This window comes from Mesorhizobium sp. M1A.F.Ca.IN.022.07.1.1, assembly GCF_003997575.1.
Classification (GTDB): domain Bacteria; phylum Pseudomonadota; class Alphaproteobacteria; order Rhizobiales; family Rhizobiaceae; genus Mesorhizobium.
In genome coordinates this window covers 1-20,709 of the sequence record NZ_RZST01000066.1, presented here as the reverse complement: position 1 = coordinate 20,709, position 20,709 = coordinate 1, and the positions used below count along the sequence as shown (strand labels likewise).

26 protein-coding genes and 1 pseudogene are annotated in these 20,709 nt (G+C 63.5%); 19 read left to right on the top strand and 8 right to left on the bottom strand.

Annotated features, from left to right (window positions below; translation table 11 throughout):
- From EOA75_RS10550 to EOA75_RS10535, 4 genes and pseudogenes are all read left to right on the top strand, one after another.
- Positions 1-256, top strand: a pseudogene (locus EOA75_RS10550) (ABC transporter ATP-binding protein); the annotation flags it as partial.
- A gap of 158 nt (positions 257-414) precedes the next feature.
- Positions 415-597 (top strand): hypothetical protein, encoded by a 183-nt coding sequence (locus tag EOA75_RS10545; RefSeq protein ID WP_067326607.1) that lies wholly within the window; start codon positions 415-417, stop codon positions 595-597.
- Between the two features lie 162 nt (positions 598-759).
- Entirely contained in the window at positions 760-1,176 is a 417-nt protein-coding gene (locus EOA75_RS10540; protein ID WP_066994423.1) for a glyoxalase/bleomycin resistance/extradiol dioxygenase family protein, read from the top strand.
- A 109-nt stretch (positions 1,177-1,285) separates the two neighbouring features.
- Positions 1,286-1,639: a DUF1428 family protein gene (locus tag EOA75_RS10535; RefSeq protein ID WP_067326604.1), complete on the top strand. Its 354-nt coding sequence runs from the start codon at positions 1,286-1,288 to the stop codon at positions 1,637-1,639.
- A 142-nt stretch (positions 1,640-1,781) separates the two neighbouring features.
- Here EOA75_RS10535 and EOA75_RS10530 read toward each other — a convergent pair whose 3' ends face one another.
- Positions 1,782-3,422, bottom strand: a complete 1,641-nt coding sequence (locus tag EOA75_RS10530; RefSeq protein WP_127324209.1) for a tetratricopeptide repeat-containing sulfotransferase family protein — start codon at positions 3,420-3,422, stop codon at positions 1,782-1,784.
- Between the two features lie 170 nt (positions 3,423-3,592).
- The gene (locus tag EOA75_RS10525; RefSeq protein WP_095823255.1) at positions 3,593-3,988 is read right to left on the bottom strand and encodes a Kazal-type serine protease inhibitor domain-containing protein; all 396 of its coding nucleotides are present in this window, start codon (positions 3,986-3,988) and stop codon (positions 3,593-3,595) included.
- A 457-nt stretch (positions 3,989-4,445) separates the two neighbouring features.
- Between EOA75_RS10525 and EOA75_RS10520 the strand changes: the two genes are divergently transcribed.
- From EOA75_RS10520 to EOA75_RS10510, 3 genes are all read left to right on the top strand, one after another.
- Positions 4,446-4,658, top strand: a complete 213-nt coding sequence (locus tag EOA75_RS10520; RefSeq protein ID WP_006202520.1) for a cold-shock protein — start codon at positions 4,446-4,448, stop codon at positions 4,656-4,658.
- Between the two features lie 239 nt (positions 4,659-4,897).
- Positions 4,898-5,110, top strand: coding sequence for a cold-shock protein (locus EOA75_RS10515; protein ID WP_006202521.1), 213 nt, complete (start codon positions 4,898-4,900; stop codon positions 5,108-5,110).
- Between the two features lie 189 nt (positions 5,111-5,299).
- The gene (locus tag EOA75_RS10510; protein ID WP_066994411.1) at positions 5,300-5,710 is read left to right on the top strand and encodes a BA14K family protein; all 411 of its coding nucleotides are present in this window, start codon (positions 5,300-5,302) and stop codon (positions 5,708-5,710) included.
- A gap of 66 nt (positions 5,711-5,776) precedes the next feature.
- Here the strand turns inward: EOA75_RS10510 and EOA75_RS10505 are convergent, their stop codons facing one another.
- Both EOA75_RS10505 and EOA75_RS10500 read right to left on the bottom strand, forming a co-directional pair.
- Positions 5,777-6,418, bottom strand: coding sequence for an MBL fold metallo-hydrolase (locus EOA75_RS10505; protein WP_127324208.1), 642 nt, complete (start codon positions 6,416-6,418; stop codon positions 5,777-5,779).
- 344 nt (positions 6,419-6,762) lie between these two features.
- Positions 6,763-7,656, bottom strand: a complete 894-nt coding sequence (locus EOA75_RS10500; RefSeq protein ID WP_095781295.1) for a branched-chain amino acid aminotransferase — start codon at positions 7,654-7,656, stop codon at positions 6,763-6,765.
- A 262-nt stretch (positions 7,657-7,918) separates the two neighbouring features.
- On the opposite strand from EOA75_RS10500, the gene EOA75_RS10495 reads away from it, so the two are divergent.
- Genes EOA75_RS10495 through EOA75_RS10480 form a run of 5 tightly spaced genes read left to right on the top strand, consistent with a single transcriptional unit; the run spans position 7,919 to position 11,893 of the window.
- Complete coding sequence (locus tag EOA75_RS10495; RefSeq protein ID WP_127216859.1) at positions 7,919-8,452, top strand: MarR family transcriptional regulator; 534 nt, start codon at positions 7,919-7,921, stop codon at positions 8,450-8,452.
- Positions 8,439-9,158, top strand: coding sequence for a response regulator transcription factor (locus EOA75_RS10490; protein ID WP_059188911.1), 720 nt, complete (start codon positions 8,439-8,441; stop codon positions 9,156-9,158). The genes EOA75_RS10495 and EOA75_RS10490 overlap by 14 nt, the downstream gene beginning before the upstream one ends.
- Before the next feature lie 51 nt (positions 9,159-9,209).
- Positions 9,210-10,625, top strand: a complete 1,416-nt coding sequence (locus EOA75_RS10485; RefSeq protein ID WP_082953957.1) for an ATP-binding protein — start codon at positions 9,210-9,212, stop codon at positions 10,623-10,625.
- A 54-nt stretch (positions 10,626-10,679) separates the two neighbouring features.
- Positions 10,680-10,841 (top strand): hypothetical protein, encoded by a 162-nt coding sequence (locus tag EOA75_RS33945; RefSeq protein ID WP_164746746.1) that lies wholly within the window; start codon positions 10,680-10,682, stop codon positions 10,839-10,841.
- Entirely contained in the window at positions 10,829-11,893 is a 1,065-nt protein-coding gene (locus EOA75_RS10480) for a glycosyltransferase family 1 protein (protein ID WP_127324207.1), read from the top strand. Before EOA75_RS33945 ends, EOA75_RS10480 begins: the two co-directional genes overlap by 13 nt.
- Here EOA75_RS10480 and EOA75_RS10475 read toward each other — a convergent pair.
- The 3 genes from EOA75_RS10475 to EOA75_RS10465 form a co-directional block, all read right to left on the bottom strand.
- Positions 11,885-12,244 (bottom strand): tRNA-binding protein, encoded by a 360-nt coding sequence (locus tag EOA75_RS10475; RefSeq protein ID WP_066994400.1) that lies wholly within the window; start codon positions 12,242-12,244, stop codon positions 11,885-11,887. The two genes, EOA75_RS10480 and EOA75_RS10475, sit on opposite strands and share 9 nt — an antisense overlap.
- Before the next feature lie 18 nt (positions 12,245-12,262).
- Complete coding sequence (locus tag EOA75_RS10470; protein WP_066994911.1) at positions 12,263-12,763, bottom strand: YbjN domain-containing protein; 501 nt, start codon at positions 12,761-12,763, stop codon at positions 12,263-12,265.
- Between the two features lie 322 nt (positions 12,764-13,085).
- Positions 13,086-13,388, bottom strand: coding sequence for an accessory factor UbiK family protein (locus EOA75_RS10465; RefSeq protein WP_066994397.1), 303 nt, complete (start codon positions 13,386-13,388; stop codon positions 13,086-13,088).
- A 132-nt stretch (positions 13,389-13,520) separates the two neighbouring features.
- On the opposite strand from EOA75_RS10465, the gene lgt reads away from it, so the two are divergent.
- The 6 genes from lgt to EOA75_RS10435 all read left to right on the top strand — a co-directional run bounded on the left by lgt (position 13,521) and on the right by EOA75_RS10435 (position 19,253).
- A complete protein-coding gene (gene lgt / locus EOA75_RS10460; protein ID WP_127324206.1) occupies positions 13,521-14,372 on the top strand; it encodes a prolipoprotein diacylglyceryl transferase in 852 nt (283 codons plus the stop codon).
- The gene (locus EOA75_RS10455; protein ID WP_067326581.1) at positions 14,369-15,436 is read left to right on the top strand and encodes a class I SAM-dependent methyltransferase; all 1,068 of its coding nucleotides are present in this window, start codon (positions 14,369-14,371) and stop codon (positions 15,434-15,436) included. The genes lgt and EOA75_RS10455 overlap by 4 nt, the downstream gene beginning before the upstream one ends.
- 108 nt (positions 15,437-15,544) lie before the next feature.
- A complete protein-coding gene (gene pgeF / locus EOA75_RS10450; protein ID WP_067326578.1) occupies positions 15,545-16,333 on the top strand; it encodes a peptidoglycan editing factor PgeF in 789 nt (262 codons plus the stop codon).
- Positions 16,333-17,484, top strand: a complete 1,152-nt coding sequence (locus EOA75_RS10445; RefSeq protein ID WP_127324205.1) for a Xaa-Pro peptidase family protein — start codon at positions 16,333-16,335, stop codon at positions 17,482-17,484. Before pgeF ends, EOA75_RS10445 begins: the two co-directional genes overlap by 1 nt.
- A 55-nt stretch (positions 17,485-17,539) precedes the next feature.
- Positions 17,540-18,154, top strand: coding sequence for a hypothetical protein (locus EOA75_RS10440; protein WP_095801664.1), 615 nt, complete (start codon positions 17,540-17,542; stop codon positions 18,152-18,154).
- A gap of 163 nt (positions 18,155-18,317) precedes the next feature.
- Positions 18,318-19,253 carry a ribose-phosphate pyrophosphokinase gene (locus tag EOA75_RS10435; protein WP_066994382.1) on the top strand — a complete coding sequence of 312 codons (936 nt, stop codon included), beginning with the start codon at positions 18,318-18,320 and terminating at the stop codon, positions 19,251-19,253.
- Here the strand turns inward: EOA75_RS10435 and EOA75_RS10430 are convergent.
- Positions 19,250-20,134: a helix-turn-helix transcriptional regulator gene (locus EOA75_RS10430; protein WP_095801665.1), complete on the bottom strand. Its 885-nt coding sequence runs from the start codon at positions 20,132-20,134 to the stop codon at positions 19,250-19,252. The two genes, EOA75_RS10435 and EOA75_RS10430, sit on opposite strands and share 4 nt — an antisense overlap.
- A 131-nt stretch (positions 20,135-20,265) precedes the next feature.
- Here EOA75_RS10430 and EOA75_RS10425 point away from each other — a divergent pair.
- Positions 20,266-20,709, top strand: a 444-nt coding sequence (locus EOA75_RS10425; protein ID WP_164747340.1) for an MFS transporter, incomplete at its 3' end; no start/stop codon positions are given.

Genomic DNA, 20,709 nt, shown 5'->3' with positions numbered 1-20,709 from the left:
GATGTTGCTGGTGCTGCGGCTCCTCAACCCCAATTTCTACCTTCTCGACGAGCCGACCAATCACCTCGACATTGACGGCCAGGAAGCGCTGGAGGACGAGTTGCTGAAGCATCAGGCAAGCTGCCTGCTCGCCTCGCACGACCGCTCCTTCATCCGCGCGATCGGCAACCGGTTCTGGCTGATCGAGAAGCGGCGGCTGACCGAAGTCGACAGTCCGGAAGGGTTCTTCCGCTCGGTGGCCGCGACGGAGCGCTGATAGCCACGACAAGGCCGGCCTATACGGGGGGCCGGCCTATACGGGCCGGCTTTCCGGGCGCGCATGAAAAATTCCGGTGACCTGTCGGATTGCCGCAGCATTCCTCGTCCTTGGGATGCCGACACGGTGCTGACGGCACCAACCAGGGAGAGTTTATCATGTCCATCTTGTCATCCATCAGCCGCATCGCCAGCCAATATGCGACGGCGCGCGCCCGCTACCGCAGCGAGCGCATTCTGCTTTCGCTGCCGGCCGACCTGCGCAAGGACATCGGTTTTCCGGAAATTCTCGACACGCGAAACGGCCGCTGCACAGCCACTTTCTCGACCGACGTCATTTGAAAGTGACCAACGGGTTCATGCGACGGTCATCGGCTTCACCGGCTGCGCGGCCGGTCCGGGCCCGGCCCGCTAAAAAAATTCCGCTGCCCGTGTAGGATTGCTGTCGCCTCGTCCGTCTTTTGATCGCAACGCCCAATCAACCCGTGAAGAGGAACACGTGAAATGACCGACCAGAACCCGCCCCGCGCCAAAGTTCTTGGCGGATTGACCCCCTATCTGCAGGTCGACGGCGCCATCAAGGCGGCCGAGTTCTACAAGAAGGCTTTCGGGGCCGAGGAAGTCTTTGCCTATCCGCCGGACGACAAGGGCCGCACCATGCATATCCATCTCTATGTCAACGGCTCGACGCTCATGCTGGGCGACGCCTATCCCGAGCACGGCCATCCGCATCAGGCGGCGCAGGGTTATACGCTCCAACTCCATCTCGGTAGTGACGACGTCGATGCCTGGTGGAAGCGCGCGGTAGACGCCGGCTGCGAAGTCGTCACGCCCCTCCAGGTAATGTTCTGGGGCGACCGCTGGGGCCAGGTGAAGGATCCCTTCGGCGTCGCCTGGGCGATGAACGCGCCGGTAAAATAGGTTTCCCAGCGAGCAAGCGTCGGCCGCCAATCCCAGGGCTGACGCGCTCACCCGCGCCGGGTCGTATCCCCGCCGGCCCGGCGCTCGTTTTCAGCGAAGGAGCTTACCCATGTCCTATGTCGATGGTTTCGTGCTTGCCGTGCCGAAGGCAAATCTCGATGACTACAAGAAAATGGCTGCGAATGCCGGCGCCGTCTGGAAGGAGCACGGCGCGCTCGCCTATGTCGAATGCATCGGCGACGACGTGCCCTATGGCGAACTGACCTCGTTCCCGCGCGCCGTGCAGGCGAAGGACGACGAAGTCGTCATCTTTGCCTGGGTCGTTTACGAATCCAGGCAGAGCCGCGACGCGGTCATGGCGAAAGTGATGGCCGACGAACGTCTCAAGATGGACTGGTCGACAATGCCCTTCGACGGGAAGCGCATGATCTTCGGCGGCTTCCAGCCATTTATCGAGGTTTGAGCACAGCCGATTCGGTCCTCATCCAGGGCGGAGCAGGAGCGGAGCTCCTGCTTCCCCCTGGAATGACGAGGTTGCGAGGCAGCGGCTAATCTCACAGGCCTGCGATGGCTGAGAGCAAGCGGCCTACCAGTCCAACCCGGCTCTATCCGTTCTGGAGCTTGACGAGCAGCGGCTTCAGCCGCTCCCCATAACGCTTCCACAGGTCGACCGAGCCCTGATACATCGGCTGGCGCACCTGCGCGGCCGACGCCGTGCGCACCGGCCGGTCGGTCTCGTGGAACGCCAGCACCTTGTCGTCCCAAGGCAGGCCGAGATGCGCCATCAGCGCCCGCGTCTGGCCTTCCTGATCGGCGACGAAATCCTCGTAGCGGACGTCGTGGACGACGCCGGGCAGAACTTTGTGCCAATGCGCCATGATATCGGTGTAAAGGTTATGGAAATCGGCGAGCTCGCCGAGATCGTAGCCGTAACGATGGCTGTCGCCGCGGAAATGCACTTTGAAGATCGACAGGCACGTGGCCGCGGCGTCGCGCGCGCAATGCACGATCTTCGCCTTCGGCAGCATCATGTGCAGGAAGCCGACCAGCAGGAAGTTGCCCGGCATCTTGTCGGTGACATGGCGGAAGCCCGGATACCGGGCATGCAGCATGTCGATATAGGCCTGCCCGGCTTCGGCAAAGGCCTTGTCCGGCATGTCGGCTATCCCTGAGGGAAAACCGCCCGGCATGCTCATCGGAAACTGCCTGCCGACGACCGACTTCAGGATGCTGAGCTCGCCCGCGCCAAAGACCTGCGGATGGCTGGCGATGATCTGCTCGACCAGCGTCGTGCCGGAACGCGGCATGCCGACGACGAAGATCGGCGTGTCGTCGGAAATGTCGCTCGGCCTGTGCTTTTCGAAGAAGGCCTTGTCGAAGGCCGACTTCATCGCTTCGAACTCGTCGCGCGTTCTCACCGGGTCGTAATCGATGCCCTTGCGGCGGATCGCATTGCCCTCGGCGAAATAGTCGAAGGCGCGGCCATAATCCTTCAGATCGTCATTGGCCTTGCCGAGGCCAAAGGAAAGCTGCATGCGCGCAAGGCTGTCCTGCGGCGCCTTGGCGTGCTCGGCCTCCATGCCGGCAAGCTCGGCGTCGCGCTCTGTCTGGCGCTTGACCTGGGTCAGCAGAAGCCAGGCTTTCGCCATCGCCGGAGCGATCGCCACCGCCTGGCGGGCAAGATCGGCGGCCTCGGCGAGCTTGCCCTTCTCCATCAGGGCGACGCCCAGTCCGTAGAGCAGCTCGGCATCCTTGGGCCGGATCGACAGCGACTCGCGGAAGAGCGCAATCGCCTCGTCGAGCCGCCCGGCTTCCTGCAGCGTTTCGGCAAGGCCGATGCGGGCGCGGACATGGAACGGGTTGCGGCCGATCGTGCCGCGATAGATCTCCTCAGCGCCATCGAACTGGCCGAGCTGCTTCAGCGACGAGCCGAGATTGTCGCGTGCCGCGAGTTGGTCCGGGCGGATGTCCACCGCGCCACGGAAGAAATCGACGGCGGCGGCAACGCGGCCGAGGTCGCGCATCACCGTGCCCATGTTGTTGAGGAAATCGGCATTTTGGGGCTGCAGCGTGACCGACTGCTCGATGAAGTCCAGCCCTTCCTCGCTGCGACCGGTCTGGTGCAGGAGGAGCCCGAGGAAATGCAGCGCGGCGGCATGATTAGGCTGCTGCCCCAGCACCTGCCGGTAAAGCGACTCCGCCTCCTGCCGGCGTCCTGCCTGGTGCAGCTGCAGCGCCCGTTGCACATAGGGATCGAGGGGGCTCGCCGATCCTGGCTTGCCGCCCGCGTTTGCCGCTCTTCTCTGATCTCTGTTAATGGGAAACCTGCCGTGTTTGTCCGCCCGCCGGACCTAAGCCAAGCGGGCGGCAGATGCAAGTGTGTGGGCAGCGCTCCGGCGACTTGCCCGCAATGCCGCTAGCAAGGCCCGTCGCCGATGATGCGATAGTCCGCCGCGCGGGCCTCGCACGCATTCGGGAAAGTGCGCACCTCGCCGTAGCGTCTGGCGCAGACCGGCGCGTATTCGCGGGTGCAGAAGGTTTGCTCGCCGCCACCGCCGCCATCCCGGCAAGGCCCGTCACGCACGATACGATACCCTGCCCGCTCCGCCAGGCAGGCATTGGCGAAGGTCTGGCGGTCGCCGCCGCGTCTTGCGCAGACCGGTTCGTAGTGCATGGTGCAGAGCTGCGGATGCGGCCTTGGCGGGCGCGGACGCGGTCCTTCGTCGACGACCACCGTACAGGCCGCCAGCAATGCCGACAGTAGCAGGGCGACAAGGCCCTGCTGCGAAACGATTGCCGCAAGAAATCGCATAGGTCCCTCTCCTATCTGGCTCAGGCGCGATCGCGCCAGCTCGCGCAATTCCTCGCCATTTTGGGATCGAACGCAACCCCGGCTTGTGCTTTGCCCGGGGCGAAATTTATCGCCGGTCGGCTTCTCGCACTGGCCCATGCCCGGCTTTTCACTGGCCGATGACCGGTCATGGCGCCGGGTCTATCGATGGCCTCGCGTTGGGCGCGCCGAGGGCGGCCCGCGGTGCTGTCTTGCAACCATCACATTTCCGTGTAATAAATTTGGTGTTCGGGCATTTGCGACCCGGAGAGCGGCACGTTTTGGACGACCTTTCCCCGATAGTGTGAATCTCTGACGGCCCCGTTTTTCGGCGGGGGCTTTGACCATGCGCGAATGCATGACTGCCGAAGCAACACCGGGATCAGCCCAAGGAAGCGGGCGAGCCCACGAGACTGATACGGGTGAAGGAGTTTCCCCCATGGCCCAGACCGGCACCGTAAAGTTCTTCAACGCCACCAAAGGCTTCGGCTTCATCACGCCTGACGGCGGCGCCAAGGACGTGTTCGTCCACATCTCCGCGATCGAGGCCTCCGGCCTGCGTACGCTCGTCGACGGCCAGAAGGTCACCTTCGACGTCGAGCCTGACCGCATGGGCAAGGGTCCGAAGGCGGTCAACCTCCGCGCCGCCTGAGCGGGCGACGCTGCCTGTCCTTCCGCTGATGAACGGCGTGGCAGGATCATGAATCGGCTTCGCAGGAAGCTTGAGTTTTCGAGGGCGCGACGGTTCCGTCGCGCCCTTTTTTGTCCGGCAAATAGTTGTATTGGCAGGCGAAAACTTTCTCTTGCCGATAGCGCTAAAATAAAGGACAAATTTCCTCTCGGGCAGTTTGCCGGCCCGAGACTGACTTGATGGGATCAAAGGAGCTTCCCATGCCGCAGACCGGCACCGTCAAATTCTTCAACCATGCCAAGGGCTTCGGCTTCATCACGCCCGACGATGGCGCGAAGGACGTCTTCGTCCATATTTCGGCCGTGCAGGCGTCGGGCCTTCCCGGTCTTGAGGATGGGCAGAAAGTGACATTCGACACCGAGCCCGACAAGCGAGGCAAGGGTCCGAAGGCCGTCAACCTGTCTATCGGCTAAGCCGGCACAAGACAGATCCGACGGAGACTGAGCAGGCGGGGCGCTCCCGCAGAGCTCGGAATTTTGTCGAGCCGCGAATCGTTCGCGCAGTGCCGTTCAGCCTCCGTTCAGCCACGGTCTTCTACTAACCCCTGCTAAAGCCGACCCGCATCCCCTGAAATACGCGGGCCGGCGCGAAGGAGACCGAAAATGAACCGAATTCTCAAGACCGCCATTGTGACCGCCGGCGTCGCCGCGACCACTTTGGCCACCTTCTCGGCGGCAAATGCTGATGATTGGCGCTGGCGTCGTCATCATCACAATGGCGGCGACGCCCTTGCCGCGGGCGTTGTCGGCCTGGCGGCGGGCGCCCTGATCGGTAGCGCTCTCAGCAACCCTGGGCCGAGATACTACGATCCCGCCTATGATGACGGCTATTATGTCGACCGCCCCGTTCGCCGCTACTATGTACAGCCGCGCGTCGTCTATGCCGACCGCTATGCCGAGCCGTGGACCCGCGAATGGTACGAGTATTGCTCCGACCGCTACCGCACCTTCAACTCGCGTACCGGCACATTCACGGGCAACGATGGCGAACAGCATTTCTGTGTTGCCAACTAAGACTTACGGTTTCCAGTCCAGGCAAAAGCGCCGCCCTCCAGCGGCGCTTTTTCTTTGCGCAGAGGATCAGGCCAGGAAGGGATTCGTCCGGCGCTCCTCGCCGAAGCGGCCGCCCGGACCGTGACCGCAGATGAAGCCGATATCGTCTCCGAGCGGCAGCAGCTTGTCTTTGATCGAGGTGATCAGCGCGGCGTGATCGCCGCCTGGCAGATCGGTGCGGCCGATAGAGCCGCGAAACAGCACGTCGCCGACATGGGCGAATTTGGCCGCGCGGTTGTAGTAGACGACGTGGCCCGGCGCGTGCCCCGGACAATGCAGCACCTCGAACGAATGCTCCCCGAAAGAGACCGTGTCGCCTTCGCTGAGAAAACGGTCCGGAATGCAATTGCGCACCGGATCGGTAAGGCCGAAGCGCTTGGCCTGGGTCTCGAGATTGGCAAGCAGCGGCCGATCGGCCTCGTGCGGGCCGATGATGTCGATGCCGAGTGCATCCTTCAGATCCATCGCGCCGCCGGCATGATCGATATGGCCGTGAGTGATCCAGATCGCCTTCGCCCTGATCGCGTTGTCCTTAAGCACTGCCACTATCTTGTCGACGTCGCCGCCGGGATCGACGACGACACCTTGTTCGTCGTCCATGTCGAAGAGAATGGTGCAATTCTGCTGGAAGGGCGTGACCGGCACGATGCCGGCATTGAGCTGACCCATGGCTTTCCTTTCGAGGTGTTGCCCTGATGTAGAGGGCACAGCCGACTGCGTCCACCGGTGATCCCTCTAAAAGAAATGGGCGGCCACAGCCGTCCATGGGAAGCCTGAAATTCTGCCAAGCCTATTCTTCATCACGGTCATGACCGCGCGCATGATGTCGGTGAGGATGGGGCCGGCGCCGACGATGATGCTTTGTATGCCCATCGCCCTGCCAGTCCCACCGGCTGCTCCGCTGCCGTCGCCGGATCGCCCGCACCCATGAGACGCCGAATTGCTGCGCAGGCGCCTAAATAAAAGGGGCGGCCCGAAACCGCCCCGTTTGCACAAAAAGGCTGTGACTATCGCTATTCTGCGGCGATGGCGTGCTTTGGCTGCACCGCGGCAGAATAGTCGTTCATCAACGTCTTGGCGATCTCGCCGACCTCGAATCGGTACGGGCCGATTTCCGAGACCGGCGTGACTTCCGCGGCCGTGCCGGTAAGGAAGCACTGCTCAAAGCCATCGAGCTCTTCGGGCATGATGGCGCGCTCGATCACCTCGAAGCCGCGGTCCTTGGCCAGGCCGATGACGGTGCGGCGGGTGATGCCGTCGAGGAAGCAGTCGGGCGTCGGAGTGTGGATTTTGCCGTCCTTGACGAAGAAGATGTTGGCGCCGGTGGCTTCCGCCACCTGGCCGCGCCAGTCGAGCATCATGGCGTCGGCGTAGCCCTTGGCCTCGGCGGCGTGCTTGGAAAGCGTGCAGATCATGTAGAGGCCGGCAGCCTTGGACTTGGATGGCGCGGTGCGCGGGTCGGGCCGGCGCCATTCGGCGACGTCGAGGCGGATGCCCTTCAGCTTCTGCGCCGGGTCGAAATAGCTCGGCCACTGCCAGATGGCGATGGCGCAGTTGATGCGGTTGTTCTGCGCCGAAACACCCATCTGCTCGCTGCCGCGCCAGGCAATCGGACGCACATAGGCGTCCTTGAAACCTTGCTTCTTCAGAAGCGTGCGGCAAGCCTCGTCGATCTCGCCGACCGAGTAGGGAATCTTGAAGCCGAGCAGGCGCGCCGATTCATGCAGGCGCTCATTGTGCTCGGTGAGCTTGAATATCTGGCCGCCATAGGCGCGCTCGCCCTCGAAGACGGCGCTGGCATAGTGCAGGCCATGGGTCAGCACGTGGATCTTGGCCTCGCCCCATTTGACGAACTCCCCGTTCATCCAGATGAAGCCGTCCAGTTGATCGAAGGGAACGGATGCCATGGAAACCTCCCGCGGGCGGGCGCCCGCCAATCGTTGTGTCATACGGCCTTTCGTATCGGCCCCGCCACTGGGTCCGAAACCGCCGGCCTGTGTCTGGAAGCGTAGGCGGATATTCAATCCCTGGCAAACTTAGGAAGTTCCGGAAAAACGGCTTCCGCTTGCCTTTTCGTTCGCAATCCGCCGAAAAGCTTGTCAAAAATTATCATTTGCGGGAAATTACGTCAACAGTACTGACGTAATTCCCCGCTGGCATGGAGAAATGATGACGGATCGAAGCCCCGCAGCCGGAAAACCGATCAGGACGGCGATCACCGAAGAGGACGGCATCGACTTTGCCATCATCGAGCTGTTTTTCTTCGCCTATCGCGACTTCACCTCCGATCCCGACCAGATCCTTGCCGATTACGGCTTCGGCCGTGCCCATCACCGCGTCCTGCATTTCGTCAACCGCAGGCCCGGACTGACGGTTGCCGAGCTGCTCGACGTGCTGAAGATCACCAAGCAGAGCCTGGCGCGGGTGTTGAAGCAGCTGATCGACACGGACCATATTGTCCAGGTGCAAGGGTTGCGCGACCGCCGGCAGCGCGAGCTCTATCCGACAGCCAAAGGCCGCGCGCTGGCACTGGCGCTGGCACGGCCACAGTCGCGCCGCATCCGTGCTGCATTGGAGGATTCCGGGACCGCCGAGCGAGCCTCGATCGAGAGATTCCTCGAGGCGATGGTCAATCCGGAACTTAGAGCGCAGATCGACATTGTGCCTGCGCAAACATCGGGGAAGAAAAATGGAGACCACTGAGAAGGTTGATCATCCGGCAGCGCCCGGCGATGATGCGCCGCATCTGCTGGTGGTCGACGACGACACCCGCATTCGCAATCTGCTCAAGCAATATTTGTCCGAGAACGGTTTTCGGGTCACCGTCGCCGGCAACTCCGGCGAGGCCCGGCGCAAGCTCGCGGGGCTGGACTTCGACCTGCTCGTGCTTGACGTCATGATGCCCGGCGAAACCGGCGTCGACCTCACCAAGGCGCTGCGGGCCGAGAAGAACGTGCCGATCCTGATGCTTACGGCGCTGTCGGAAACCGACAGCCGTATCACCGGGCTCGAGGCCGGCGCCGACGACTATCTGCCGAAGCCCTTCGATCCGCGGGAGCTCATCCTGCGCATCAACAACATCCTGCGCCGCGGCGGCCCGGCGGCGACGCCGAAAGTCGAGCAGCTCGTCTTCGGCCCCTACACGTTCCAGATCGCCAAGCGCGAACTGAAGCGTGGCGGCGAGGCGCTGAAGCTGACCGACCGCGAGCAGGAAATCCTGGCGATCTTCGCCGCCCGGGCGGGCGAAACCATACCGCGGCACGAGCTCGTCGGCGACGAATCGGATGTCGGCGAGCGGACCATCGATGTCCAGATCAACCGGCTGCGCCGCAAGATCGAGCGCGATCCGTCAAATCCGGTGTGGCTGCAGACCGTGCGCGGTATTGGGTATCGGCTCAGCGTGGAATAACATGCTCGCAGACGGCCTTGGCTGAATGGCCGTCTACGAGCGGAAGGGCGAATGGCGACCACGCAACTGGAAAAGCCCAAGACCGGGAGCCTCGGCGATCTCGCTTTGCGCACGCTGAGGGCGATGCCGCGCGCCTGGAACCGGTTCTGGCGCCTGGTCGCGCTCTACATGCCGAAGCGGCTTTATGCCCGCTCCCTGATCATCGTCATCGCGCCGATGATCCTTTTGCAGTCGGTCGTTGCCTTCGTCTTCATGGAGCGCCACTGGCAGACAGTTACCCAACGCCTGTCGCAGGCGACGATCGCAGACATCGCTGCCATCATCGACATGATGGAGACCTATCCCCACGACGCCGATTACGCCAACATCATTCGCATCGCCCAAGACCGTATGCAGCTGAAAGTGGATCTGCTGCCGCCCGATCCCCTGCCGGCCCCCGGACCGAAGCCGTTCTTCTCAATCCTCGACACGGCCCTGTCGTCGGAGATTACTCGGCAGATCAACCGTCCCTTCTGGATCGACACGGTCGGCAACTCAAATGTCGTCGAGGTCCGCGTCCAGCTCGAAGGCAAGGTCCTGCGCGTCTTCGTGCGTCGCAGCCAGGCTTATGCCTCAAACACCCATATCTTCCTGATCTGGATGGTCGGCACCTCGCTGGTGCTCTTGATGATCGCCATCCCCTTCCTGCGCAATCAAATAAGGCCGATCCTGACATTGGCCGAAGCCGCCGAGAGCTTCGGCAAGGGCCGGCCGATGCCGCGCGATTTCCGTCCGCGCGGCGCGGAGGAAGTGCGCCGCGCCGGCTTCGCCTTCATCCAGATGCGCGAGCGCATCGAGCGCCAGATCGAGCAGCGCACCGCCATGCTGACCGGCGTCAGCCATGATCTCAGGACCATTCTGACCCGCTTCAAGCTGCAGCTGGCCCTGGCCGGCGGCAAGGCCGAGACCAAGGCCGCGCTGAACCAGGACATCGACGACATGCAGTCGATGCTGGAGGGCTATCTCTCCTTTGCCCGCGGCGAGGCGGCGGAAGACACCGGCCGCTTCGATCTCGATGCCTATTTCCAGAAGCTTGGCGAGGAAGCGCAACTGCGCAAATGCAAGCTGTCGACGACACTGACCGGCGATCCGACCGTGCATGTGCGGCCGAACGCCTTTGCCAGGCTGATGTCCAATGTCATCGGCAATGCCTTCCGATATGCCAAGACGGTCGAGGTCCATGCCAATCACGGCCGCGGCTCGCTGACCGTCACCATCGACGATGACGGTCCCGGCATCGCGCCGGACAAGCGCGAGGAAGTGTTCAAGCCATTCCTGCGGCTCGACGAAGCGCGCAATCTCGATGCCAGCGGCACCGGCCTTGGTCTGTCGATCGCCCGCGACATCGCCCGAACCCATGGCGGCGACATCATGCTTGAAGACAGCCCGCTGGGCGGTTTGCGAGCCGTGATCAAGGTGCCGGCTTAGTCGGACAAAGACGGCCTTCATCCCCCCGTCATGAAATCATGGTCAAGAGCGCGCATGAAGCGCGCGACCTTTATCGATTCGGCCATGCCGCCCCGCTTCGATCCCGCACCCGCCCGGGTGCGCTGGAGCGAAGCGCGAGCTGCAGCCTGGCTGCCGTTCCGCCATCGTGCCGGCGCGCCCAAGAATCTGTGCGAAGGGTCGCCATGCGAATCCTGATGGTCACCGATGCATGGCGACCGCAGGTCAACGGCGTGGTTCACACGCTGGAGCGGCTTACCGAAACGCTGAAATCCTTCGAAGTCCAGGTCGATTTTCTGACGCCGAACATCTTCCGCACCTTGCCGCTGCCGACCTACCCGGACATTCGGCTCGCCTTGACAACCCCCAGTCATGTCGCGCGGCTGATCGAAGCGGGAAAGGCCGACCACATCCACATTGTCACCGAAGGGCCGCTCGGCATCATGGCGCGCCGCTACTGCCGCAAGGCCGGCCGTCCCTTTACCACCAGCTACCACACGCGTTTTCCCGAATATCTCAGCGCCCGCCTGCCGGTGCCGGAGAGGTGGGCCTATAACTGGCTGCGCGACTTCCACAATTCCGGACAGGGCACGCTGGTCGCCACGCAATCGTTGGCGGACGACCTTGCCTCGCGCGGCTTCGATAAGCTGAGGCCCTGGACTCGCGGCGTCGACACCGATCATTTCCGGCCGGACAAACGCAAGGACACCAGCTTTCCCCGCCCCATCTTCCTCTGCGTCGGCCGTGTCGCGATCGAAAAGAACCTGACCGCCTTCCTCGATCTCGATCTCCCCGGCAGCAAGGTGGTGGTCGGCGAAGGGCCGGAACTGGCAAAGCTCAGCGCCCGCTATCCGAACGCGCATTTCCTCGGCCATCGCCCGAACGACGAACTGGCGGAAATCTACGCTTCGGCTGACGTCTTCGTCTTTCCGAGCCGCACCGACACCTTCGGCAACGTCATCATCGAGGCTCTGGCCAGCGGCACGCCGGTGGCCGCCTATCCGGTGACCGGACCGATCGACATCGTCGGCGACGGCGTCGGTGGGGCCGTATCCGAGGATTTGCGCGAGGCGGCGCTCAAGGCGCTTCACATTGACCACGCGGAGGCGCGCCAGCGCGCACTGCGTTACAGCTGGAAGTCATGCGCCGAGATGTTCCTCGACGTTGTCGAAGAAGCGCTGGGAATGCCGCGCAAGCGCGCCGGTCAGAACGCGGTGACGTCAGGCCGGCCCAGGCTGGTTCTAGAATAGACGCCCGCCGTCCGGCACTTTGCGCTCGATGGCGCCGAGCACGACGGCGCCCTCCTCGTCCGGAAAGCCAAGCGTCAGCACTTCCGACATGAACGGGCCGATCTGGCGCGGCGGGAAATTGACCACCGCGAAGACCTGCCGGCCGATCAGCGTCTCCGGCGCATAATATTTGGTGATCTGCGCCGACGACTTCTTCACGCCGATCGCCGGGCCGAAATCGATCTTCAGCTTGAATGCCGGCTTGCGCGCCTCCGGAAAGGGCTCAGCCTCGACGATCGTGCCGGCACGGATGTCGACACGATCGAAATCGGCAAAGCTGATCTCGGGCTTGCGCTCGCTGCTGGAACTCATCGGCGGTATTGGCTTCGCTCAGGCGCTTCCATGGGTTTCAAAGAGCACGCTGGACAGCGCGTCCTTGGCCGACGTACCCGACCAGACGACGAATTGGAAGGCCTGGAAATAGCATTCGCAGGCCTCTAACGCCGATGACAGAAGCACCTCGACCTGCTGGCTCGACGGCTCGACCCCGCCGGCAAGCAGCAGCGATTGCCGGAACATGATCGCGCCCTCCTGCTCCCACAGGTCGAAATGGCCAAACAGCATCTGTTCGTTGATCAGCGACAGGAGCCGCATCACTTCGAGCGCGCGCGTTTCCGGCACCTTGATGTCGAACGCGCAGGCCAGGTGCAGCGCCTCGAAATCTTCCATCCAGGAGAAGGAGACATGATAGTCGGTCCAGCTGCCTGTCACCGAAATCGAGATCTCGTCGTCGCCGGCGCGTTCGAAGGACCAGTCATTGTTGTGGGCCACCTGCTCGATGACGTCCACCGGGTGGATTTCGCGGGAGAATTCGAGTTCGAGGAGTTCCATGAATGCTTCCTGTCGTTCTGAGAGCGCCGCCACACGCTCCGCGAGAGAGGGCACGCACAACGAACAATCTTGTCTAGAACTCGGACGGCCAGGACTTTCCAAACGCAAAGACCCCAACCGGACCCCACCGCCCGGCGCATGACCCTGCTTCGAATCATGCAACAAATTCAGTCTATTGATCGGGAGTCGCGTGAACAGCCCAATTTTTCGCACTGCGTCATTCGCATGTGGAAAGGCGCTGTCAAAAAGATTCATGCAATGCCGGTAAGCGATTCACGGCAAAGCGATTTTTCGGATCGTGCTTTGTGGAAAAAGTTTACGATTATTTTTTTGATCTGGGCTTCGCCGCAGCCGCAGGTGCGGCTTGCCCGGTCAATTCGGCGAGCTTGGCCTCGAGCGCTTCGACGCGCACCGCAAGCTGGATGTTGTCTTCTCTTGCCTTGACGGCCATCTCGCGCGCAGCCTCGAACTCCTCGCGTTTCACCACATCCATGGAGTTGAGCAGGCGCTCGGCCTGGCTGCGGAAAGCCGTCTCCATCTCGCGCCTGACGCCTTGGGCTGCCCCCGCGGCATCGGTCATCAGCTTGGCGAATTCATCGAGAATGCGGTTCGTTCCGGTCGACATGGCAAATCCTCGCTTGATTATTTTGACGTAGTGGCGCGCGGCACGGATTGCAAGCGAAGCGTGCCTTGACCCCGCCAAAACCCTGCCGCATGGTCCGCGCCCGATAGACGACCGCAACCGGAGCGACCCAGTTTGAGCGAATATTTCCTGCTGCCGCTGGCCTCCCTGCCCTTCCCCAATATCGACCCGGTTATCGTCCATATCGGGCCGCTGGCGGTTCATTGGTATGGCGTCGGCTACATCGTCGGCATTCTGTTCGCCTGGTGGTACGCCAAGCGCCTGGTCAGCAATGCCAGCCTTTGGCCGGACGGCAAGCTGCCGATGAAGCCCGAGGATCTTGACGATTTCATCGTCTGGGCGGCGATCGGCGTGGTGCTCGGCGGGCGCACCGGCTATGTCCTCTTCTACGACCTTCCACGCTATATCGCGCATCCGCTCGACACCTTGGCGGTCTGGCAGGGCGGCATGTCGTTCCATGGCGGACTGCTCGGCGTGATCCTCGCCATGACCCTCTTTTCGCTCAAGCGCGGCATTCATACCTGGACGCTGTTTGACGTCGTCTCGGCCGGCGTGCCGGTCGGCCTTGGGCTGGTGCGTGTGGCCAATTTCATCAATTCGGAGCTCTGGGGCCGTCCGTCGGACGTGCCCTGGGCGATCGAATTCCCCAATGGCGGCCCGTTCACCCGGCATCCCAGCCAGCTCTACGAGGCGCTGCTGGAAGGTCTTGTGCTCTTCCTGGTGCTGCGCTTTCTCACCCACTCGCGGCTGAAGCTGAAGACACCGCGCTTCGTCGGCGGCGCCTTCATCTGCGGCTACGGCCTGTCTCGCATCTTCGTCGAGTTCTTCCGCGAGCCTGACCGGCAGCTCGGTTATCTGCTCGGCACCAACTGGCTGACCATGGGCATGGTCCTGTCCTCGCCGATGGTGCTCGCCGGCATCTGGGCCATGGCCACCGCAAAGCCGACGCAGACGCAGCCGGCATGACCAGGCTGAAGGAGCGCATCATCGGCCTGATCGGCGCGGTGGGGCCGATCCCGGTCAGCGAATACATGGCGCTCTGCCTGTTCGACCCTGAGGACGGCTATTATACGACGCGCGAGCCCTTCGGCGCCGCCGGCGACTTCGTCACCGCGCCGGAGATCAGCCAGATGTTCGGCGAGCTTGTCGCCGTCTGGCTCTACCAGGCCTGGCAAGGCGGCGGGCGTCCGCTGCCAGCCACCTTCGCCGAAATCGGCCCCGGTCGCGGCACGCTGATGAAGGACATGCTGCGCACCTGGTCCCGCCTCGATCCGGCGCTTGCCGCTAAGGCTTCCTTCGCCATGATCGAGACCAGTCCGCGCCTGGCCGAAATCCAGAAAGAGACGCTCGCCGGCCAGAGCCCCGCCCTGAGCTGGCACCAAACCATCGACACGCTGCCGCAGCAGCCGCTCTTCATCGTCGGCAATGAACTCTTCGACGCCGTGCCGATCCGCCAGTTCGTCTATGTCGGCGCCGGCTGGCGCGAGCGCATGGTCGGGCTCGACGAACAAGACAATCTTCATTTCTTCGCCGGCGCGGGTTCCGTCGACCCGGCGCTGCTGCCGGCCGGCGCGGCCGATGCTCTGCAAGGCGCCATCGTCGAGGTGGCGCCGGCCCGCGCCGCGCTGATGGCAGCGATTGCCGAGCGTATCGCCGGCCATGGCGGCGCCGGGCTGTTCATCGACTACGGCCATCTTGAGCCGGGCTTCGGCGACACATTGCAGGCTGTGCGCAGGCACGATCACGAAGACGTGCTGGCCAATCCCGGCGGGGCCGATCTTACCGCTCACGTCGATTTCGCCGCGTTGGCCGCAGCCGTCCGGGAGCACGGCCTCCAGGCGGAACTGACCACGCAGAGCGAATTCCTGCTCGGCATGGGCTTGCTCGAGCGCGCCGGCGCGCTGGGCGCCCGGGCCGATGATGTCGCGCGTCAGGCGATTTCCGAGGCGGTCAAGCGCCTTGCCGGCCCCGATGCGATGGGCGAGCTGTTCAAGGTGATGAAGATCCTGCCAGCCGCGAAAACTGGCTGACATCGGCGGGCAACCCGTGCAAGCTGACCCTGCCACTTGCCCGAGCCTCACATCCCCCAACCGAACTCCACCTTGACGAAATCGCCCACGCGGACAACAAACCCTTCCATGCTGAATCAGACCAGACCCGATCCAGTACGCTCGCCGCTGCTTGCGAAGGCGCCAGGCATACGCCACGGCTATTTCACCCGCATCGGCGGCGTCTCCGGCGGCATCTATCAAGGCCTCAACATCGGCACGGGCTCCGGCGATGATCAGACGCTGGTTGCCGAGAACCGTCGCCGCGTTGCCTACTGGATGGGCGTGCCGGCGGATCATCTCCTCACCGCGCACCAGGTCCATTCTCCCGATGTCGTCATTGCCAGGGAGCCTTTTGCCGGCCCTCGCCCCCAGGCCGACGCCATCGTCACCGACCGGCCGGGCATCGCTGTCGGCGCCTCGACGGCCGATTGCGGTCCGGTGCTGTTCGCCGACGCGGAGGCGCGCGTCATCGGCGCGGCCCATGCCGGCTGGAAAGGCGCCCTCACCGGCGTGCTCGAAAACACCGTAGCCGCGATGGAAGGGCTCGGCGCCCGCCGCGATCGCATCGTCGCCGTGCTCGGCCCTTCCATCGGACTCGACAATTACGAGGTGGGACCGGAATTCGTCGCTCGCTTCATCGAGGCCGACGCCGGCAATCAACGCTACTTCAAGTCGTCGCAGAACCCTGGCCACTCGATGTTCGACCTCAACCAATATACGGTCGACCGGTTGCGCAAGGCCGGCGTGACCGCCGACGGGCTCGGCCGCTGCACTTACGCCGAAGAACACCTTTTCTATTCCTACCGCCGCACCACCCACCGCAAGGAAGCGGATTACGGGCGGCAGGTCTCGGCAATCGTTCTGGAGAAAGAGTAATGGCGCTGCATTTCGAACGTTCGGAATTCGACGGGCGGCGCGACCGGCTGCTGATCGAGATGGCCGAGAAGAAGCTCGACGCCGTGCTTTTGTTCGCGCAGGAGAGCATGTACTGGCTGACCGGCTACGACACTTTCGGCTTCTGCTTCTTCCAGTGCCTGGTGGTGAAGGGCGACGGCTCGATGGTGCTGCTCACCCGCTCGGCCGATTTGAGGCAGGCGCGAAACACCTCGACCATCGAGAATATCGTATTGTGGACCGATCGTGATGGCGCCAATCCCGCGATCGACCTGCGCAACCTGCTCAACGATCTCGATCTGCTTGGCGCCCGCATCGGCGTGGAATACGATACGCACGGCCTCACGGCCTACAATGGCCGTCGCGTGGACGAGCAGTTGCAGACCTTCGGCCAGATCGCCGATGCTTCCGGAATCGTCGGCCGGCTGCGTCTCTTCAAGAGTCCGGCCGAGATCGCCAAGGCCGAAAAAGCCGCAAGCCTCGCCGACGATGCGCTCGATGCCGCGCTGCCGCTGATCAAGCAGGGCGGCGACGAGGCGCTGATCCTGGCCGCCATGCAAGGAGCAGTTTTTGCCGGCGGCGGCGACTATCCCGCCAACGAATTCATCATCGGCTCCGGCGCGGATGCCCTGCTCTGCCGCTACAAGGCCGGCCGCCGCAAGCTCACCAAGAACGACCAGCTGACGCTCGAATGGGCGGGCGTCTTCCATCACTATCACGCGGCGATGATGCGCACCGTTTTGACCGGGAAGATCTCGAAGCGCCACCAGGAACTGTTCGATGCCGCCCGCGCGGCTCTGCTTGCCGTCGAGAAGGCGATGACGCCGGGCAATTCCTTCGGCGACGTCTTCGACGCGCATGCCCGCACGCTCGAGGCGCATAATCTGACCAAGCACCGGCTGAACGCCTGCGGCTATTCGCTCGGCGCCCGCTTCACGCCGTCCTGGATGGACATGCCGATGTTCTACCAGGGCAATCCGGAGCCGATCGCGCCCAGCATGACGCTGTTCGCGCATATGATCATCATGGATTCGGAAACCGATACGGCGATGACGCTCGGCCGCACCTATCTTACCACGGAATCGGCGCCGAAGCCGCTCTCGCGCCATGATCTCGACTTGATCGTGCAGTGAATCCATAATGGTTGGTTCACGCGGGGGCGTTCGCCACCAAGGAGTTGTCGGGCAAATGAGACGATCGCAGGTGACGACCGTGTCATTGCTTGCGGCGCTGGCGCTGGCCGCCTGCACCAACGCCAAGGACGTCCTCGATCCTTCTGCCGTCAAGCCGCCGGCGGGTTCGGCCCAGGCTCTGCCGGCCACCCAGGGCACGTCGGCCACCGCATCGCCAACAACGACCACCGCGCCCGCGCCCACAGCGACCGCGGCGGCTTCAACGCCTGCCACGCCGGCTCAGGCCGCCGCCATCGCCAAGACCCGGCTGCAGGTAGCGCCGATCGTCGGCGCCTCGGTGGAGGCCGCAGCACCCTTGACGGCGGAATTGCAGACGCGCGCCAGGCAGCGCGGCGTGACCCTTGTCGGCAGCACCGACCAGACGGCGACGCATGTGCTGAAGGGATATTTTTCGACGATGTCCGAAGGCAAGGAGACCACAGTCATCTATGTCTGGGACATCTACGATCCTTCGGGCAACCGCCTGCATCGCATCAATGGGCAGCAGAAAGCGGCCTCGGTCGGCAGTGGCGAAGGCTGGCCGGCAGTAGCGCCGGCGACCATGCAGGCCATCGCCGACCAGACGATCGACCAGTTCACCGCGTGGCTCGGCGGCGACGGCGCCGGTTGATCGACCAACCTGTTGCCGGCTTGCGATCCAGCCGGCCTTTGTTGCGCCTTGTCGAGCGATTCCCGATCACGAGGCTTGCAATACCGGCGCGGGCCGCTAAAAGCCCGGCATAAAGGCTCATGAGAGTCTGTCCGGTCTCTCCATCCTTCACCAGGAACGGTGCATGAAGCTTTTTGCGGGCAATTCCAACAGGGTGCTGGCCGAAGCGGTCGCTCGCTATCTCAACATCCCGCTGGGGAAGGCCAGCGTCAGGCGCTTCGCCGATCAGGAGATCTTCGTCGAGATCCAGGAGAACGTGCGCGGCGAGGATGTCTTCATCCTGCAGTCGACCTCCTATCCGACCAACGACCATCTGATGGAGCTGCTCATCATGATGGACGCCTTCATGCGCTCCTCGGCAAGGCGCATCACGGCGGTCATTCCCTATTTCGGCTACGCCAGGCAGGACCGCCGCGCCTCAGGCCGCACGCCGATTTCGGCCAAGCTCGTCGCCAACATGATCACCCGCGCCGGCGCCGATCGCGTGCTGACGCTCGACCTCCACGCCGGCCAGATCCAGGGCTTCTTCGACATTCCGACCGACAATCTGTTCTCGGTGCCGGTGATGGCCCGCGACGTGAAGGCGAAATACAAGCAGCTCGGCAATGTCGTCGTCGTATCGCCCGACATCGGCGGCGTAGTGCGGGCGCGCGCGCTTGCAAAACGCTTCGATGCGCAGCTCGCCATCGTCGACAAGCGCCGCGAGCGGCCCGGCGAATCCGAGGTGATGAACATCATCGGCGCCGTCGCCGGCAAGGATTGCCTCTTGATTGACGACATCGTCGATTCCGGCGGCACGCTCTGCAACGCGGCCGATGCCTTGCTCGCCAACGGCGCGACCAGCGTCACTGCCTACATCACCCATGGCGTGCTCTCGGGCGGCGCGGTTGCCCGCATCAGTGGCTCGAAACTGCAGGAACTGGTGATCACCGATTCCATCCAGCCGAGCCAGGCCGTGCTCGACGCACCCAACATCCGCGTCATCTCGATCGCCGACCTGATGGGCGAGGCGATCTCGCGCACGGCGACAGAAGAATCGGTCTCAAGCCTGTTCGACTAAGCCGCGGCGCTGCTGGCTTGAACCGGGCCGCTTGATCGCTTTGGCCCCTCGCCTGACTCGCGCGCGCCGCGCATATAGCCGCGCGGCGAGCTGCCGAGCATGCGCTTGAACATGGTGATGAACGCCGGCACGCTGTCATAGCCAAGATCGAGCGCCACCCTGGTGATGGGTTCGCCGTCGGCGAGCCTCGGCAGCGCCGCGAACAGGCAGGCCTGCTGGCGCCAAGTGGAAAGCGACAGCCCGGTCTGGCGGTGGAAGGCGCGTGTGAAGGAGCGCCGGCTCATGCCAGCGGCATCCGCCCATTCGTCGATCGTCGCATGTGGCGAGGGCGCCGCGACAAAGCGCCGGCAGAGCGCCGCGAGCTTCGGATCCGACGGAAGAGGCAGGCCGAGCGGCCGCTCCGGCAGGTTCGGTATCTCATGCAGCAAGAGCCCCATGATCAGCCCGGCGCGTCCTTCGAGCTCGCCGCCCTGAGGCAGCTTCTCCGATTCCACGATCAGACTGTGCATCAGCTCGGTAATGCCGACGACACGTAAGCCCTCCGGCAGGCCGGGAATTGCATCCGGCACCACATAAACCGAGCGCATCGAGACGTCGCCCAGCATCTCGACCGAATGCTCGATGCCGGCCGGTATCCACATCGCATGGTCGGGCGGCACCATCCAGCGGCCGTGCCTGGTCGTCACCAGCACGACGCCGACAAGCGCATGCAGCAACTGGCTGCGGCTGTGGCGGTGCCGCGGCACGTGGTAGCCGTCGGGATATTCGGTCGGCAGCGCGACCGCCGGCCCGACCGCCTGCTCCAGCCACTGCCAGCGGCTTTCATGCAGCCGGCCGAGCTCGGCGGCATCGCCCCTGAAGATTTCCCGGCCATGCGGCATTCGATGTGGCCCACTTGCGAAACTATTGGACCAAACCACGAAAGAAGTCGCCATTCAAGCCGATTATAAGACAAGCGGCCAATAAAGCTGGCTGGCTGCGGTTCGCCGCCAAAAAGACCCGGAGCATTGCCTTGACCGATACGACCGCCACCGCCGTCGCCACCCCAACGCCGGCAAGCCACACCTCGGCGCAAGCGACGGCCTTCACCGTCATTCTTGCGGTGAGCTTCTGCCACTGCGTCAACGACATCATGCAGTCGCTGCTTTCGGCGATCTATCCGCTGCTCAAAGAGAATTACGGTCTCGATTTCTGGCAGATCGGCCTTCTTACGTTCACTTTCCAGGTGACGGCCTCGCTGCTGCAGCCTGTGATCGGCATGATCACCGACAAGCGGCCGATGCCCTATTCCTTGCCTTGGGGCATGGCCTCGTCACTGGTCGGGCTGGTGGTGCTCGCGCATGCCGGCCATTACTGGCTGCTCCTGATCGGCGCCTCGCTGATCGGTATCGGCTCGGCGATCTTCCATCCGGAATCCTCGCGCATCGCCCGCTTCGCCTCGGGCGGCCGCTTCGGT